This is a genomic window from Apolloniradiicaulis salifontis, from assembly GCF_053756655.1.
The window spans coordinates 1,576,637-1,589,915 of the sequence record NZ_CM132387.1 but is presented as its reverse complement, the minus strand read 5'-3'; the positions used below and the strand labels follow the sequence as shown (position 1 = coordinate 1,589,915).

12 protein-coding genes are annotated in these 13,279 nt (G+C 63.6%); 7 read left to right on the top strand and 5 right to left on the bottom strand.

Annotated elements, in window-relative coordinates:
* Window positions 1-97: 97 nt before the first annotated feature.
* From ACWCOP_RS07740 to ACWCOP_RS07720, 5 genes are read left to right on the top strand one after another with little or no spacing between them, the layout of a single operon-like run.
* The gene (locus ACWCOP_RS07740; RefSeq protein ID WP_478247712.1) at window positions 98-757 is read left to right on the top strand and encodes a cupin domain-containing protein; all 660 of its coding nucleotides are present in this window, start codon (window positions 98-100) and stop codon (window positions 755-757) included.
* A gap of 10 nt (window positions 758-767) precedes the next feature.
* Entirely contained in the window at window positions 768-1,490 is a 723-nt protein-coding gene (locus tag ACWCOP_RS07735) for an SDR family NAD(P)-dependent oxidoreductase (protein ID WP_478247711.1), read from the top strand.
* Between the two features lie 3 nt (window positions 1,491-1,493).
* On the top strand, window positions 1,494-2,189 hold the full coding sequence (locus ACWCOP_RS07730; protein ID WP_478247710.1) for a DUF6134 family protein: 696 nt from the start codon (window positions 1,494-1,496) through the stop codon (window positions 2,187-2,189).
* Window positions 2,190-2,192: 3 nt separating this feature from the next.
* Window positions 2,193-3,719 carry a cryptochrome/photolyase family protein gene (locus ACWCOP_RS07725; RefSeq protein ID WP_478247709.1) on the top strand — a complete coding sequence of 509 codons (1,527 nt, stop codon included), beginning with the start codon at window positions 2,193-2,195 and terminating at the stop codon, window positions 3,717-3,719.
* Window positions 3,720-3,728: 9 nt separating this feature from the next.
* Complete coding sequence (locus ACWCOP_RS07720; RefSeq protein WP_478247708.1) at window positions 3,729-4,517, top strand: SDR family NAD(P)-dependent oxidoreductase; 789 nt, start codon at window positions 3,729-3,731, stop codon at window positions 4,515-4,517.
* 73 nt (window positions 4,518-4,590) lie between these two features.
* Here ACWCOP_RS07720 and ACWCOP_RS07715 read toward each other — a convergent pair whose 3' ends face one another.
* From ACWCOP_RS07715 to ACWCOP_RS07700, 4 genes are read right to left on the bottom strand one after another with little or no spacing between them, the layout of a single operon-like run.
* On the bottom strand, window positions 4,591-5,841 hold the full coding sequence (locus ACWCOP_RS07715; protein WP_478247707.1) for a class I SAM-dependent methyltransferase: 1,251 nt from the start codon (window positions 5,839-5,841) through the stop codon (window positions 4,591-4,593).
* 42 nt (window positions 5,842-5,883) lie between these two features.
* Window positions 5,884-6,696 (bottom strand): DUF1365 domain-containing protein, encoded by an 813-nt coding sequence (locus ACWCOP_RS07710; RefSeq protein ID WP_478247706.1) that lies wholly within the window; start codon window positions 6,694-6,696, stop codon window positions 5,884-5,886.
* Window positions 6,693-8,072 (bottom strand): NAD(P)/FAD-dependent oxidoreductase, encoded by a 1,380-nt coding sequence (locus ACWCOP_RS07705; protein WP_478247705.1) that lies wholly within the window; start codon window positions 8,070-8,072, stop codon window positions 6,693-6,695. Before ACWCOP_RS07705 ends, ACWCOP_RS07710 begins: the two co-directional genes overlap by 4 nt.
* A complete protein-coding gene (locus ACWCOP_RS07700) occupies window positions 8,069-9,511 on the bottom strand; it encodes a cryptochrome/photolyase family protein (RefSeq protein ID WP_478247704.1) in 1,443 nt (480 codons plus the stop codon). The genes ACWCOP_RS07705 and ACWCOP_RS07700 overlap by 4 nt, the downstream gene beginning before the upstream one ends.
* A gap of 143 nt (window positions 9,512-9,654) precedes the next feature.
* On the opposite strand from ACWCOP_RS07700, the gene kdsA reads away from it, so the two are divergent.
* Together kdsA and rfaE2 are read left to right on the top strand one after the other, a co-directional pair.
* Window positions 9,655-10,515, top strand: coding sequence for a 3-deoxy-8-phosphooctulonate synthase (gene kdsA / locus ACWCOP_RS07695; protein ID WP_478247703.1), 861 nt, complete (start codon window positions 9,655-9,657; stop codon window positions 10,513-10,515).
* Between the two features lie 13 nt (window positions 10,516-10,528).
* Complete coding sequence (gene rfaE2, locus ACWCOP_RS07690) at window positions 10,529-11,989, top strand: D-glycero-beta-D-manno-heptose 1-phosphate adenylyltransferase (RefSeq protein WP_478247702.1); 1,461 nt, start codon at window positions 10,529-10,531, stop codon at window positions 11,987-11,989.
* Here rfaE2 and ACWCOP_RS07685 read toward each other — a convergent pair.
* Complete coding sequence (locus tag ACWCOP_RS07685) at window positions 11,986-13,200, bottom strand: DUF3089 domain-containing protein (RefSeq protein WP_478247701.1); 1,215 nt, start codon at window positions 13,198-13,200, stop codon at window positions 11,986-11,988. The genes rfaE2 and ACWCOP_RS07685 overlap by 4 nt on opposite strands.
* Between the last annotated feature and the right edge of the window lie 79 nt (window positions 13,201-13,279).

Here is a 13,279-nt window from a genome sequence, read left to right as displayed (position 1 = left end):
GGCTGCAAGCTAGGCTGCGAGACGGGGCGCTGCAATCGCTTGCGTCTTCCTTCAAGCAGGCGTGATCCGATGCGACAGTCGCGGCGTATAGCTTGGTATGACAACACAAAACCACACGACGACTCTTGATGAAGGCTGGATTCTGGATGCTGCGTCCGGCGCCGCGCCGCGCGCTGTCCGGGTGCTTGCGGCCTGCCACGGCGTCATGAACCCCGACGCCGGCGCCGCGCTGGACGTCGCTGACCGCACTTTCGGCGCCTTCATGGAGTCCTCGCCTTGCGCGCCGCTGTCGCCGGGCGCCTACGACGCGGTTCTCACTAGGCTGGCCGACCCGGAAGCGCCCCCTGCCGGCCCGGTGCCCGAGAGCGCCTGGCTTCCCAAGCCTCTGGTGCGCGCTCTGGCGCGTTCGGGCGCACCGAAATGGCGCAGGCGCTTTGGCGGATACAGCGAGATCATCATATCTGATCTGTGTGAGTCTGGCGTACGTGCACGGCTTCTATCGATCCCGAGGGGCAAGGGCGCGCCCGAGCATGACCATGAGGGCGATGAATTGACGCTGGTTCTGTCCGGCTCGTTCACCGACGGGCGCGGGCGCTATGGCCCGGGTGACGCCTGTCTGGCAGAACCCGGCGTGGTGCATCGCCCCCGCGTCGATCTGGACGAGCTATGCGTCTGTTTTGCTGTCGAGCTGGGAGACTGGCGCCTGACCAATCCTGCGCTGTCTGCGCTGGATCGTATTTTTTCACGCAAACACTGAGGTCTGTTTCATGACCACGCTGATCTTCGGAGCCACCGGCGGCGTCGGCTCAGCGCTTGCGCGGCGCCTGTCCAAATCTGGCGAGGACATCTTCCTCTCCGCCCGTGACGAAGACGCGCTGAAATCGATTGCTGACGAGCTCGGCGCCCCTAGCCGGGTCTGCGACGTGTTGGACACCGCCGAAATCGAAGCAACGGTTGAAGCCGCCGCGCAAGAGGGCGCACTGACCGGCCTGGCGTTCTGCGTGGGCTCGATTGATCTGGCGCCGCTGCGGCGGACCGATCGTGGCATGGTGCGCAAAACGTTCGAGCTGAATGCGGTGAGTGCGTCTGAGGTGCTACGCTGCGTCGACCAACACCTTCGCAAAAACAACGGGTCAGCCGTATTGTTCTCCACCGTGGCGGTGGGTCAGGGCTTTGTCAGCCATGCCGCCATCTCCATGGCCAAGGGTGCGGTGGAAGGTCTGACACGGGCCGTGGCGGCCGAATGGGCGCCGAGGGCGCGGATCAATGCAATCGCGCCGAGCATTCTGGATACGGGCATCGCCCAGCCGTTGCTGTCGTCTGACAAGATGCGCGACGGCCTGGCGAAGATGCACGCCATGGAAAGACTGGGCGAGGGGGATGACGCCGCTGCGCTCGCGGCTTTCTTGCTGTCGAAGGAGTCCGGCTGGATCACCGGCCAGGTCTTCCCCGTTGATGGTGGTCGTTCGCGCGTTAGAACCAAAGGATAATCGATGTTTCGTACCTTATTGATCGCCGCCGCGCTCGGTTTCGCCGGCTCGCCCGCCTTGGCGCAGGAAACTGATCCCGATCCCCGGCCGCTACCGCAGGCCGGCGAGGAGATCATCTTTGACGTCTACCGCAAGGGCGACGTGGAGTTCGGCACCCATACGGTCCGGTTTTCCGAAGACGGCGGCGATCTGGTCGCCACCACCACGATCCGACTTCGCGCCGGATTGGGACCGGTCACCGTGTTTCGCTATGAACATGACGGAACGGAGCGCTGGCGCGATGATCAGCTCATCGCCCTGGATGGGCGCACGCTGAAGGATGGAAATACGTTCGAGGTCAGCGCCCGCTCCACTAGCGAGGGCCTGCAGGTGGAGGGCGTCAACCCGGACGGCGATGCGATAAGCCAGCTTCTGAGCGCCGGAATTCTTCCCAGTTCACATTGGCACGGCTATCCGGCTGATATGGCGGAGATGCTGAACACCGAGCACGGTACGGTCATGGAAACCACCGTGGAGTATCTTGGCGAAACCGAGATCGAGGGTGATGGCGGGATGATTACAGTGGGGCGCTACCGGCTCTCCAGCACGCTCACCGTGGAGCTGTTCTATGACCAGAACGGTCGCTGGGCCGGGTGCGAATTCGAGGCGCGCGGCCAGACCGTTCGCTATGTGCGCCGCGCCGACCCTGTCACGGGCTAGCCCATGGCGACTCTCCGGCTGATCCTCGGCGACCAGCTGAGCCGGTCCATAGCGTCTCTGCGCGACCTCGACGCCACGGAGGACACCGTCCTCATGGCCGAGGTCGATGCAGAGGCGACCTATGTAAAGCACCACAAGAAGAAGATCGCCTATCTCTTTTCAGCGATGAGGCATTTCGCCGCTGAGCTTGAGGCGAGACAGATCAGGGTGCGCTACACCAGGATCGACGACGGCGACAATGCCGGCTCGCTGGAGGCCGAGATTTCTCGGGCGCTCGAGGCCGGCGCTTATGACAAGCTGGTGGTGGTGGAGCCCGGCGAGCACCGGCTGAAAAAGACCATGGAGGGCTGGGAGCACCGGCTCGGCGTCAAGACCGAGATCCGGCGCGATGATCGCTTCATCTGCACGCTTGAACGGTTTGACGCCTGGGCGGATGGGCGCAAGCGGCTGACCATGGAGTATTTCTATCGCGAGCTCAGGAAAGAGACCGGCATCCTGATGGACGGTCAGGAACCGGTAGGCGGCCAATGGAATTTCGACCACGATAATCGCCAGCGCCTGCCAAACGATGTCTCCATCCCGCCGCGGCTCCGCGTTGAGCCCGACGCCGTGACGCGCGAGGTGCTCGACACGGTGGCGGACCGGTTCGAAGGCCATTTCGGCGATCTGGATGATTTCTGGTTCGCGGTGACGGCTGACGACGCAGAAGCCCAGCTGGACTGGTTCATCGAAAAGGCCTTGCGTAATTTCGGCGACTATCAGGACGCCATGAGGGAGGGCGAGGCCTTCCTCTTCCACTCAGTGCTTTCGCTCTACATGAACGCCGGGCTACTGGACCCTCTGAAGGTCTGCAAGAAGGCTGAGGCGGCCTACCGTGAGGACGCCGCCCCGCTCAACGCGGTGGAGGGCTTCATCCGCCAGATCCTGGGCTGGCGTGAATATGTGCGCGGGATCTACTGGCGTTTCATGCCGGAATACCGCAAGCGCAATTTTCTCGAGGCCGAACGGGCGCTTCCGGACTTCTATTGGACCGGCGAAACAAAGATGGCGTGCCTGCGCGACGCAGTGCTCACCACAAAGAAGCATGCCTACGCCCACCACATTCAGCGCCTCATGATCACAGGCAATTTCGCCCTGATCGCGGGGCTCGATCCGGATGCGGTCAATGAATGGTACATGGTGGTCTACGCTGATGCCTATGAATGGGTCGAGGCGCCAAACACCCACGGCATGGCGCTGTTCGCTGACGGCGGCTTGATGGCGACAAAACCGTACGCATCGTCAGGGTCTTACATCAACAAGATGAGCGATCACTGCAAGGGCTGTTCCTACGCGGTGAGTAAGAAGAATGGTCCCAAGGCCTGCCCGTTCAACTATCTCTACTGGAATTTCCTGATGGAGAACGAAGAGCGCCTGCGCGGCAATCACCGCCTTGCGATGATCTACAAGACGCTGGAGCGTATGGACGACGATAAGAGAGCCGCCATCCGCGCTGATTCCAAGCGCTTCTTCAACGAACTCGGGATTTAGGAGACGCTCATGCCCCGCCCCGCCAAACCCAAGGACGGATTGTGCTGGATCACCGGCGCCAGTTCCGGCATCGGCGAGGAGCTGACGCGAAAGCTGGTGAAAGAGGGCTGGCGGGTGGCGGTGTCGGCGCGCAGCGAAGACAAGCTGAACGCGCTTGCGGCCGAAGCGCCGGACAAGATCATCGCCGTACCCTTGGACATCACCGACGCGCCGGCCGTGGCCGCCGCCGTTGACCGCATCGAGGCCGAGCACGGGCCCATTGCGCGCGCGGTGCTGAACGCCGGCGTATACATCCCGATCAACGCCGAAGCGCCGCGGTATGAGGATTACGCCAAGACCTTTGCGGTTAATCTCAACGGCACTGCGGCCTGCGTCAGCGCGATTACGCCAAAATTCGTGGAGCGCCGGTCGGGTCAGCTGGTGATCGTATCCTCGGCCACGGCGTTCGGCGGCATGCCCACCGCGTCGGCCTATGGGGCCACCAAGGCGGCGCTGTTGAACATGGCCGAATGCCTCTCAATCGAGCTGCATCGCTTCGGCGTGCATGTTCAGTGCGTGACGCCAGGTTTTGTGGAGACGCCGGCCCAGGACGACAACGAGTTTCCCAAACCCTTCATGGTGAGCGCGCAAAAGGCTGCAGGGCGCATGGCGTCCGGCATGAAGTCAAAGCGCTTTGAAGTCACCTTTCCGCGCCGCTTCACCTGGGTTTTGAAGCTGCTCTACGCCCTGCCGCGCGGCTGGTATCTGCCGCTGGTGCGAAAGCAGACCGGCTGGGACAAGGCGCCCGGCGACAGCTGACACCGAACGAGTAAACGCGGATCCCCGATCGCGCCACGTTAAGGGCGCGTCCGGATTCTCAGGTCATGAGTCTTCAGCTCGGACGTTTCACGGCGAATTGCGCCACATCGATGCGTCCGGTGTGAAATCCGGCCTCGCAATAGGCCAGGTAAAACTCCCACATCCGCTTGAAGCGGTCGTCGAAGCCCATGGGCGCGATCTCGCCCCAGGCGTCCTGGAAGCTGTGGAGCCAGCGATTGAGCGTGCGCGCATAGTCCGCGCCGAAGGCTTCCATGCCCTCATAGGCAAGGCCTGCCTGATCGAATTGAGCGCGAAGCTTTTCAACACTGGGAAGCACGCCGCCAGGGAAGATGTAGCGCTGAATGAAGTCGGTGCGCCTGGCGTAGGTGTCGAACAGATCATCTCGGATGGTGATGATCTGCATCCCCGCCTTGCCGCCGGGTTTGAGCACGTCATGCATCTTGGAGAAGAAGCTGGGCCAGTATTCCTGGCCCACAGCCTCGAACATTTCGATGGAGGCGACCGCGTCATAGGCGCCGGTTTCGTCGCGGTAATCCTGAAGCTTGATATCCACCTTCTCGCCCAGCTGGTTCTGCTGGATTCGCTCGAGGGCGAAATCGCGCTGGCTCGGCGACAGGGTGAGGCAGGTCACCTTCGCGCCGACGACCCCGGCGGCGTATTGGGCGAACCCGCCCCAGCCGCAGCCGATCTCCAGCGCATGGCTGTCGGGTTTCAGGTCGATCATGCGCGCCAGCGCGGCGTATTTTTCCTGCTGGGCGGCTTCAAGACTTTGCGTCTCGTTTTTGAACCGCGCGGAGGAATAGGTCATCGAAGGATCAAGCCAGAGCTCGTAGAAATCATTGCCTAGATCGTAGTGAGCCTCGATATTCTTGCGCGCCTGGGCTTTCGTGTTGGCGTTCAGCTTGTGGAAGATCCAGTTGAAGAAGCGCGTCAGCGGCCCACCGGTTATGATGGAGTGCATCTCGTCCAGATTGGCCGAAAACACGGCGAGCGCCGCCGGCAGGTCCGGCGTCGTCCAGTCGCCGTCCATATAGCTTTCGCCGAAGCCGACATCGCCGCCTGAGAAAACCTTGCGGACAATCTTGTAATTGCTCAGCTCGATGCGCGCCTCGGGCCCGGGTTTCTCACCCTCGAAGACAATGTCGCGGCCGTCGGGAAGGCGCACCGTCAGGCTGCCGACTTTCAGGCGCAGAAGCATGCGAAGGGCAAAGCGCACATTGGTGGGAACATCGCGCAGACGATCGATCAAGGATCCATCGGCGCGCAGGGTTTGTGCATTGGAGAACGAGTCGGCGTTGCTCATGGGTCGGCTCCGTACGGGCGGTCCTGAGGAAATAACGATACCCTAATCGAGCCGGTCGCCAAGCATAGCGGAGCGGTGATCGACAATATGGGCGCGGGTCGCCGCAGCGGGCGGTTGCGGGCGAGGGTGGTATTTCGCCCCTTTTATCCAGAGCTTGAGCGCCTCGAAGTGGATCGCGGCGATGGTCTTCAGTGTCGAAAAGGGCTGGCTTGCGAACAAGCCGGCGAGATTGGCGGTGGTGAGGGCGCGTCGTTTCATGGCCATGGTGGCGAGCAGGTCTGGACCGGCCTCGCGCTGCTTCAGGATAGACAGGCGAAAAATCGGTCCGGGCTCGCGCAGGGTGAATTCATAACGCCCCGCCACATCGAAGAAGGGTGAGACGTGGAAGACTTTTTCGGAGTCCTGCAGCTCGCGGCGCCCGCCTGAGGCCGGCGCCACATAGGCGTGGGAATCTCCGAACGTGTTGTGGACCTGGTAGATCACTCCGGCGAGTCGGCCGTCGGCGCCTTCGGCGAAATAGACCGACAAGGGGTTGAAGACATAGCCGAGGACCCGCGGCGAGCAGAGCAGGCGGATCGGACCGTCGCCCGTTTCCACGCCGGCTTCTTCAAAACGCGCCTGCGCCCACGCTTTCAGGTCGGAGCCGTCGCGCGCGCCGTGATCCTTGCTCTTGAAGCTGAACAGGTTGAACCGCTCAACCGAGAACAGCGGACTGACCCGGTCCGCCTCATCCAGCCGGTCCAGATCGATCAGCAAAGATGCGATGCGATAGGTGAACCGGTGGAAGAAAGGCGCCCGGCGCTCGTGCACCGTGTGACCGGCGTAAAGCCAGGCGGGGGCGTCGGCGGTGATCATTCGGCGGCCGGATTCGCCGCTGCGCTGCGCGCCGCCGCCCGTTCGCCGACGCTGCGTTCGCCCCATTCTCCGCCGGTGACGTCACCCTCGGCGAAGCTCCACGGGATTTCCCCGCCGAGACGAAGCGCTGCACGCAGACCCGCCCGCAGCCCGTCTTCATGGAAGCCATAGCCGAGCCACGCGCCAGCGAACCAGGTGCGCCGAACGCCCTGAATGCGGTTGAAGATGCGCTGCGCCGCCATGCCGGGTGAGGTGAATTGCGGGTGGTCGTACTGAAACCGGCCGAATGTGAGCTCGGGGTCGGGCTGTCGAACCGGATTGAGCGTCACGAAAAGCGGCTTGTCCGAAGGGATATGCTGCAGCCGGTTCATGTCATAGGTGACCGCGGCGTCGGGCGATCCCGCCTCGCGCAGATAGCACCAGGCCGCCTGCGCACGGGTTCGGCGCGGGCAGAGCGAAGGATCGCGGTGCAGCACCGCCTCGTTGGGCGCATAGGGTATCGCGGCGAGCATGTCGCGCTCGTCCGGATCGGCGTCCTGCAGGATTTTTAGCGCCTGATCGGAGTGGCAGGCGAGAATCACCTCGTCAAAATGGTGAGTGTCTCCGGCTGCGTCGGTGATGATGACGCCGTCGCCATGACGGCGCACGCCCGTGGCGCCACCTTCAAACTTCGTACCCGCAGCCTCCAGATCCGCCGTCAACTTGGTAACATAGCTCCGGCTGCCGCCCTTCACGGTGCCCCATTTGGGACGCTTGGCGTGCATGAGCCGGTGATTGTTGAAGAACCGCACGAACGCCTCGGCCGGGTAGGCCTGCATTTCTTCTTCGGTCGATGACCAGATCGCCGCGCCCATGGGCAACAGATAATTGTGCCGGAAGCGTGGTCCGAGCTGCAGCCGATCAAGATACTGGCGAAGCGTGAGGCCCGCGAGGCCGCCTGCGGCCAGATCCGCCTGGGCGCGCGTATTGAAATGCAGGATGTCGCGCAGCATTTTCAGGAAATCCGGCCGGACCAGATTGCCCGGATCAGCAAACAGGCCGCTGAGGCCGTTGGAAGACCATTCAAGCTGGCCGTCCAGTGAGAAGCCGAAACTCATGTCGGTTTCATAGGTCGCGACGTCCAGATGCTCGAAGAGGGCCGTGAGATTGGGATAATTCAGCGTGTTGAACACGATGAATCCGGTGTCCACGTCGATGGTCTCGCCGTCATAGTCGATGCTGACCGTATTGGCGTGCCCGCCAAGCCGGTCTCGTTTTTCAAATATGGTGACATGATGCTTGGCGCGAAGCGCCCAGGCGGCGCCGAGCCCGGCGATCCCGGCGCCGATGACGGCGATGCGGGAGCGCTTGGTAAGAATGGGCTCGGTGGTGCTCATGCGGCGTCCTTGATCTTTTCAAATGCGGCGAGCGCTGCTTTTCGCGCCTCGCCATGGTCGACGATGGGTTCTGGATAGTCCCGACCCAGGACCACCCCGGCTTTTGCAAGCGTGTCACGATCCGCCGTCCACGGAGCGTGGATGAATCGCTTGGGCAATTTAGCAAGCTCTGGAATCCAGGTACGCACGTAATCACCCTGCGGATCGAATTTTTCACCCTGGCTTACAGGGTTGAAGATTCGAAAGTACGGAGCCGCATCGGCGCCCGAGCCGGCGGTCCACTGCCAGCCGGCGGCGTTGCTGGCCAGATCGGCGTCCACCAGCGTATCCCAGAACCAGTCCTCTCCCCGGCGCCAGTGCACCATCAGATCCTTGATCAGGAAGCTGGCCGTGATCATGCGCACCCGGTTGTGCATCCAGCCGATCGCGTAGAGCTGACGCATACCGGCGTCCACGATCGGGTAGCCGGTAAGACCCCGGGTCCAGGCGGCGTAGGCCTCGTCCGAGCCGGTCCATTCAAACTTGTCGAATTTTTCCTGGAAGTTTTTCTCCGGAAAGTGAGGGAAGTGATACAGCAGATTATAGCTGAATTCGCGCCAGCCGATTTCGGAAAGAAAGCTGTCCGCGCCTTTTGTGGCGCCGTTTTCGGCGTTCTTCACTGCATGCCAGACCTGGCGCGGCGAGATCTCGCCATGGTGCAGATGGGCGGACAATCCCGACGTGCCTGTTGTGGAGGGAATGTCGCGGGCCTTGTCATAGTCATCCATGCGCGACTTGATGAACGCGCCGAGCCGCCCCTGAGCTGCGGCTTCCCCCGGTGTCCAGCTATCGCGCAGGCCGCCAGCCCAGTCAGGCTTGCTCGGGAGCAAACCCCAGTCCTCAAGCGTGTCCGAGCGTGGAGGTTCGGCGAACGCCATGGCGTCCGGCCGGCCCGCCGGCGCGTTGGGCGCATGATCAGCTTTCAGCGAGCGCCAGAAGGGGGTGAAGACCTTGTAGGGATTGCCCTGCTTGGTCGCAATGTCCCAAGGCTCCACGATCAGCGAGCCGTTGAACGACCGCGCCGTGACGCCTCTGCCCTTCAGCCCGGCCTTGATCGCCTCGTCGCGCTTGATCGACGCCGGCTCATAAAGACGATTCCAGAAAACCGCGCCGGCGCCGGTCTCTTCAACAAGGGCCATGATCTCGCGGCCGGCGTCTCCCCGGCGCAGGACCAAAGCGCCGCCGATGGCGTCCAGATCCTGTGCAAGACTTTTCAGCGAGTGATGCAGCCACCATCTCGACGCGCCGCCCGGCGACCAGTCGCCGGCGGTCTGCTCATCCAGGATGTAGACGCACACACACTTACGGCCGCCGCTGGCCGCGGCGAGCAGGGCGGGGTTGTCGGAGAGCCGCAAATCCTTGCGGAACCAGACCAAGGCGGGGGTATCGTCAGACGTCATGAAACCTTGCAAACGATGCGCTGCCGCGAAGGGTGACGCAAGGAGATGTTTTGTCGTAATACGTTGTCGGTAAACGGGCGGATCACGGCGCGGCGAAACCGTTGCAGCAAATCACCGCCCTTACGCCTAGCGGAGCGCGTTCCATGCAGCCCAATTCCATCGTCAGCGTCCCGCGTCCTGGCGGCGAGCCCTATGAGATCGGCAATGATAAGCCGCTGACCCTGATCGCCGGCCCCTGCCAGATGGAGAGCCGCGAGCACGGGCTTGAAGTGTCCGCCATGCTCAAGGAAATCAGTGAGCGCACCGGCGTCAACATCATCTACAAGACCAGCTTTGACAAAGCCAACCGCACAAGCGCCTCCGGCCAGCGCGGCATGGGGCTTGAGGCGGCGTTGCCGGTGTTCGCCGAGATTCGCGAGACCACGGGGATGCCGGTGCTCACCGACATCCACACCGTCGAGCAGTGCGCCGTGGCCGCCCAGGCTGTGGACGTATTGCAGATCCCGGCCTTCCTGTGCCGCCAGACCGACCTTCTCATCGCAGCAGCCGAAACCGGCAAGGCGATCAATGTGAAGAAGGGCCAGTTCCTGGCGCCGTGGGACATGAAAAACGTCATCGCCAAGCTCACCGGCGCGGGCAATGGGGACGTGTTCGCCTGCGAGCGCGGGGTGAGTTTCGGCTACAATACGCTGGTGGTGGACATGCGCTCGATCCCGATCATGAAGGAGATCGGCTGCCCCGTCGTGCTGGATGCGACCCACTCTGTGCAGCAGCCCGGCGGGCAGGGGACGAGCTCCGGCGGCCAGCGCCAGTACGCCCCGCACCTCGCGCGCGCCGCGGTGTCGCTGGGCATCGCCGCGGTGTTCATGGAAACCCACCCCGATCCGGACAACGCCCCCAGCGACGGCCCCAACATGATCCCACTGAACCGCTTTGAAGAAATTGTGCGCGACCTGCAGGCCTTCGACGCGCTGGCCAAGGCCAGCCCGATCGTCAAGCTTTAAGGTGGCGGGGGCGATGAAGCGCGAGCAGGCCGCCCGGCTTCTGGCCCAGCTGGCGGGCAAGCGCGCCCTGGTGCTGGGCGATCTTCTTCTGGACAGCTTTGTTTATGGCGAGGTGCGGCGAATATCCCGTGAGGCGCCGGCGCCGATCCTGTCCCAGATGCGGCGCACCGACATGCTGGGAGGGGCGGGCAATCTGGCGCGCAATATCGAGAGCCTGGGCGGCGCAGCGGTGCTGATCAGTGCGGTGGGAGACGACGTCGAGGCCGGGCGGGCTTCAGAACTGGCCGCCGAGGCCTGCGGCGACCGCGTCCACCTCGTCGAAGCGCCGGGTCGCCTGACCCCCACCAAGATCCGCTATGTGGCGCAGAACCAGCAGATGTTTTGCGTCGACCGCAATCCGGACGCCCCTGCAAGCCAGGCGCTGGAGGAGTCGCTGATCGCTGCGGTGCGCGCCGAGATCGCCTCCGCCGACGTGCTTATTCTTTCTGATTACGGTCGCGGGGTGATCACGCCGCGCACCGCCCAGGCGGCGATCGCCCTGGCGCGCGACGCCGGCGTTCCGGTGAGCGTGGATCCGCGCGGAACCGACTATGCCCGCTATGACGGCGCCAGTGTGATCAAGCCCAATGCAGAGGAGCTCGCCGCCGTCACGGGGCTCCCCGTGCGCAGCGATGCTGACGCCGTTTCGGCCCTTGGCGCGCTTAAGGAAACGCTGCCCGCCACCGCCACGATTCTGGTGACGCGCGGTGCCGCCGGGATGACATTGCTGGACGCCGACCAAAGCGCTCACCATCACCGCTCCACGCCGCGCGACGTTTATGACGTCTCCGGCGCCGGGGACACCGCGCTTGCGGCTTTGTCGCTGGCCATGGCCGCCGACATGGCGATGACCGACGCCATGGCGCTGGCCGATCTTTGCGCCGGCGTCGCGGTGACGAAGCCGGGCACGGCGGTTGTCACGCCTGACGAAGTGGTGGAGGCCAGCGCCATCGGCGAGGACGCCCCCGATTGGCGAGTTCTCACCCGCATCCGCGCTGCGGCGCTGGCGCAGCAATGGCGCGAGCAGGGCCTGCGGGTTGGGTTCACCAACGGGTGTTTCGACCTGCTTCATCCTGGCCATCTTGCAGTGCTGCGGTTTGCGGCGTCCGCCTGCGATCGCCTGATCGTGGGTTTGAACGCCGACGCGAGCGTACGTCGCCTCAAAGGCCCGACGCGCCCGGTAAACGACCAGGACACACGCGCGGTGATCCTTGCGTCTCTGGAAATGGTCGATCGGGTCGTGGTGTTCGCAGAGGACACGCCCGAAGACCTCATACGCGCGCTGAAGCCCCACGTCATGATCAAGGGTGCTGATTACAAGGCGGACGATCTGCCCGGCGCCGCCTTCATGCGCGAAATCGGCGGCGAGATCCTCTTGTCGCCGCTGATGGAGGGGCGCTCCACCAGCCGCATCATCGAGAAGATGAAAACCTAGCCGTCGATCGGCTTGAATTCTGAGTCGCCAATCTCGACCGGCGCATCCAGCGGCGGTGCGAACCTTGCCTCTTCGGCGCGGATTTCCGCAAGGCTTTGAAGCCGGCGCGCCGCATCCAGACGCAGATCCATGTAGAAGAGGTTGGAGAGCGGCGTGCGCCGGTCTTCGCCCAGTCGGCCCGGACGCTGCAGGGCGCGGGCGCGCGGCTTCTCGATCATCAGCAGCCCGTTCTGGCATTGTGCGCCGGTCTGATTGGCCATGGGCGAAGGCGCGTCGGAAAAGCTCAGGCCCTCGGCCGCCGCCCCGCCCCGGTGCAGGCGGGCGGGCGCAAAATCCTCGCTGGTGTTCCAAAACAGCGGGTTGACGCAGAGCAGGGCACGCTCGCTGACATAAGACAGCCCGCCATCGGCCGTCCACGACATGGACCGGTCGGTGATGTTCTCGATGCGCTCGCGCTCGCCCTGACGCACCGCGCTATAGCTCACCACGCAGCGCACATCACCAGCTTCAGCGCAGGGGGCCAGAACCGCAAGCGGACCCGCGAACAAATCAATCGGAACCGGCGCTTCCAGAAGATAAGCCGCCGCCAGCCGCTTGGTGACGCTTTCATCAACCGCAACTTCGTCGATCAGAACGCCCAGAGCGTGGAGCGCGCCCTGGCCGATCCCGGCGATGAGGATCGGGCGATCCTCTCCGATCTCGGCGAGAAACGCCTGAAACGCCGCGCGCACATCGCCATAGGCCAGAAGCCGCGCCTGGACGCTGTCTTCGCGATTATTCATGAAGGCGTAAAGGCTCGCCTGACGGTAGCGCGGCGCGAACAGGGCGGCGTCTTCGGCCAAAAAGGGCGCGGCCCAGTTGGGCAGCACGAAGCGCTCCACCTCCACCATTTCCTGCGGCCGGTCGAATGCGGCGTTCCAGTGGGAGCCGCCGTCATAGGTGGTGGGGTGGATGAAGAACACCGCCGGCGTTTCGCCGTCTGTATCCAGCATGAAGGTGTCACGCACCGCCCAGGCTGAAGCCTGGCCGTAATCGGGCGCGTCAGGGCGCTGATAGGTCTGGAAGGGAATGCCGGGATCGAGCAAGGTCTGAAAGATCTGGTCGCGCAGGACCACCGCCGAGACCGCGAGAAAGACAGTGAAGCCCACGAGCCCGGCCAGGGTCGCACGCCAGAAAAGGCTTTGGGGCAAAAGACGCTTGCGATCGCTCATGGGCCTAAACTAAGGCGCGGCGGGCGAAGCGGGCAAGCGTGACGGGCGGTTCTGCACGCCTTGATTTCGCCGCAGCTGC

Bases quoted from the DNA above. Each gene is read 5' to 3' on its own strand.
- ACWCOP_RS07740 (WP_478247712.1), top strand. From the start codon at position 98: ATGACAACACAAAACCACACGACGACTCTTGATGAAGGCTGGATTCTG.
- ACWCOP_RS07700 (WP_478247704.1), bottom strand. From the start codon at position 9,511: ATGACGTCTGACGATACCCCCGCCTTGGTCTGGTTCCGCAAGGATTTG.
- ACWCOP_RS07685 (WP_478247701.1), bottom strand. From the start codon at position 13,200: ATGAGCGATCGCAAGCGTCTTTTGCCCCAAAGCCTTTTCTGGCGTGCG.
- ACWCOP_RS07735 (WP_478247711.1), top strand. From the start codon at position 768: ATGACCACGCTGATCTTCGGAGCCACCGGCGGCGTCGGCTCAGCGCTT.
- ACWCOP_RS07730 (WP_478247710.1), top strand. From the start codon at position 1,494: ATGTTTCGTACCTTATTGATCGCCGCCGCGCTCGGTTTCGCCGGCTCG.
- ACWCOP_RS07720 (WP_478247708.1), top strand. From the start codon at position 3,729: ATGCCCCGCCCCGCCAAACCCAAGGACGGATTGTGCTGGATCACCGGC.
- kdsA (WP_478247703.1), top strand. From the start codon at position 9,655: ATGCAGCCCAATTCCATCGTCAGCGTCCCGCGTCCTGGCGGCGAGCCC.
- ACWCOP_RS07715 (WP_478247707.1), bottom strand. From the start codon at position 5,841: ATGAGCAACGCCGACTCGTTCTCCAATGCACAAACCCTGCGCGCCGAT.
- rfaE2 (WP_478247702.1), top strand. From the start codon at position 10,529: ATGAAGCGCGAGCAGGCCGCCCGGCTTCTGGCCCAGCTGGCGGGCAAG.
- ACWCOP_RS07710 (WP_478247706.1), bottom strand. From the start codon at position 6,696: ATGATCACCGCCGACGCCCCCGCCTGGCTTTACGCCGGTCACACGGTG.
- ACWCOP_RS07725 (WP_478247709.1), top strand. From the start codon at position 2,193: ATGGCGACTCTCCGGCTGATCCTCGGCGACCAGCTGAGCCGGTCCATA.
- ACWCOP_RS07705 (WP_478247705.1), bottom strand. From the start codon at position 8,072: ATGAGCACCACCGAGCCCATTCTTACCAAGCGCTCCCGCATCGCCGTC.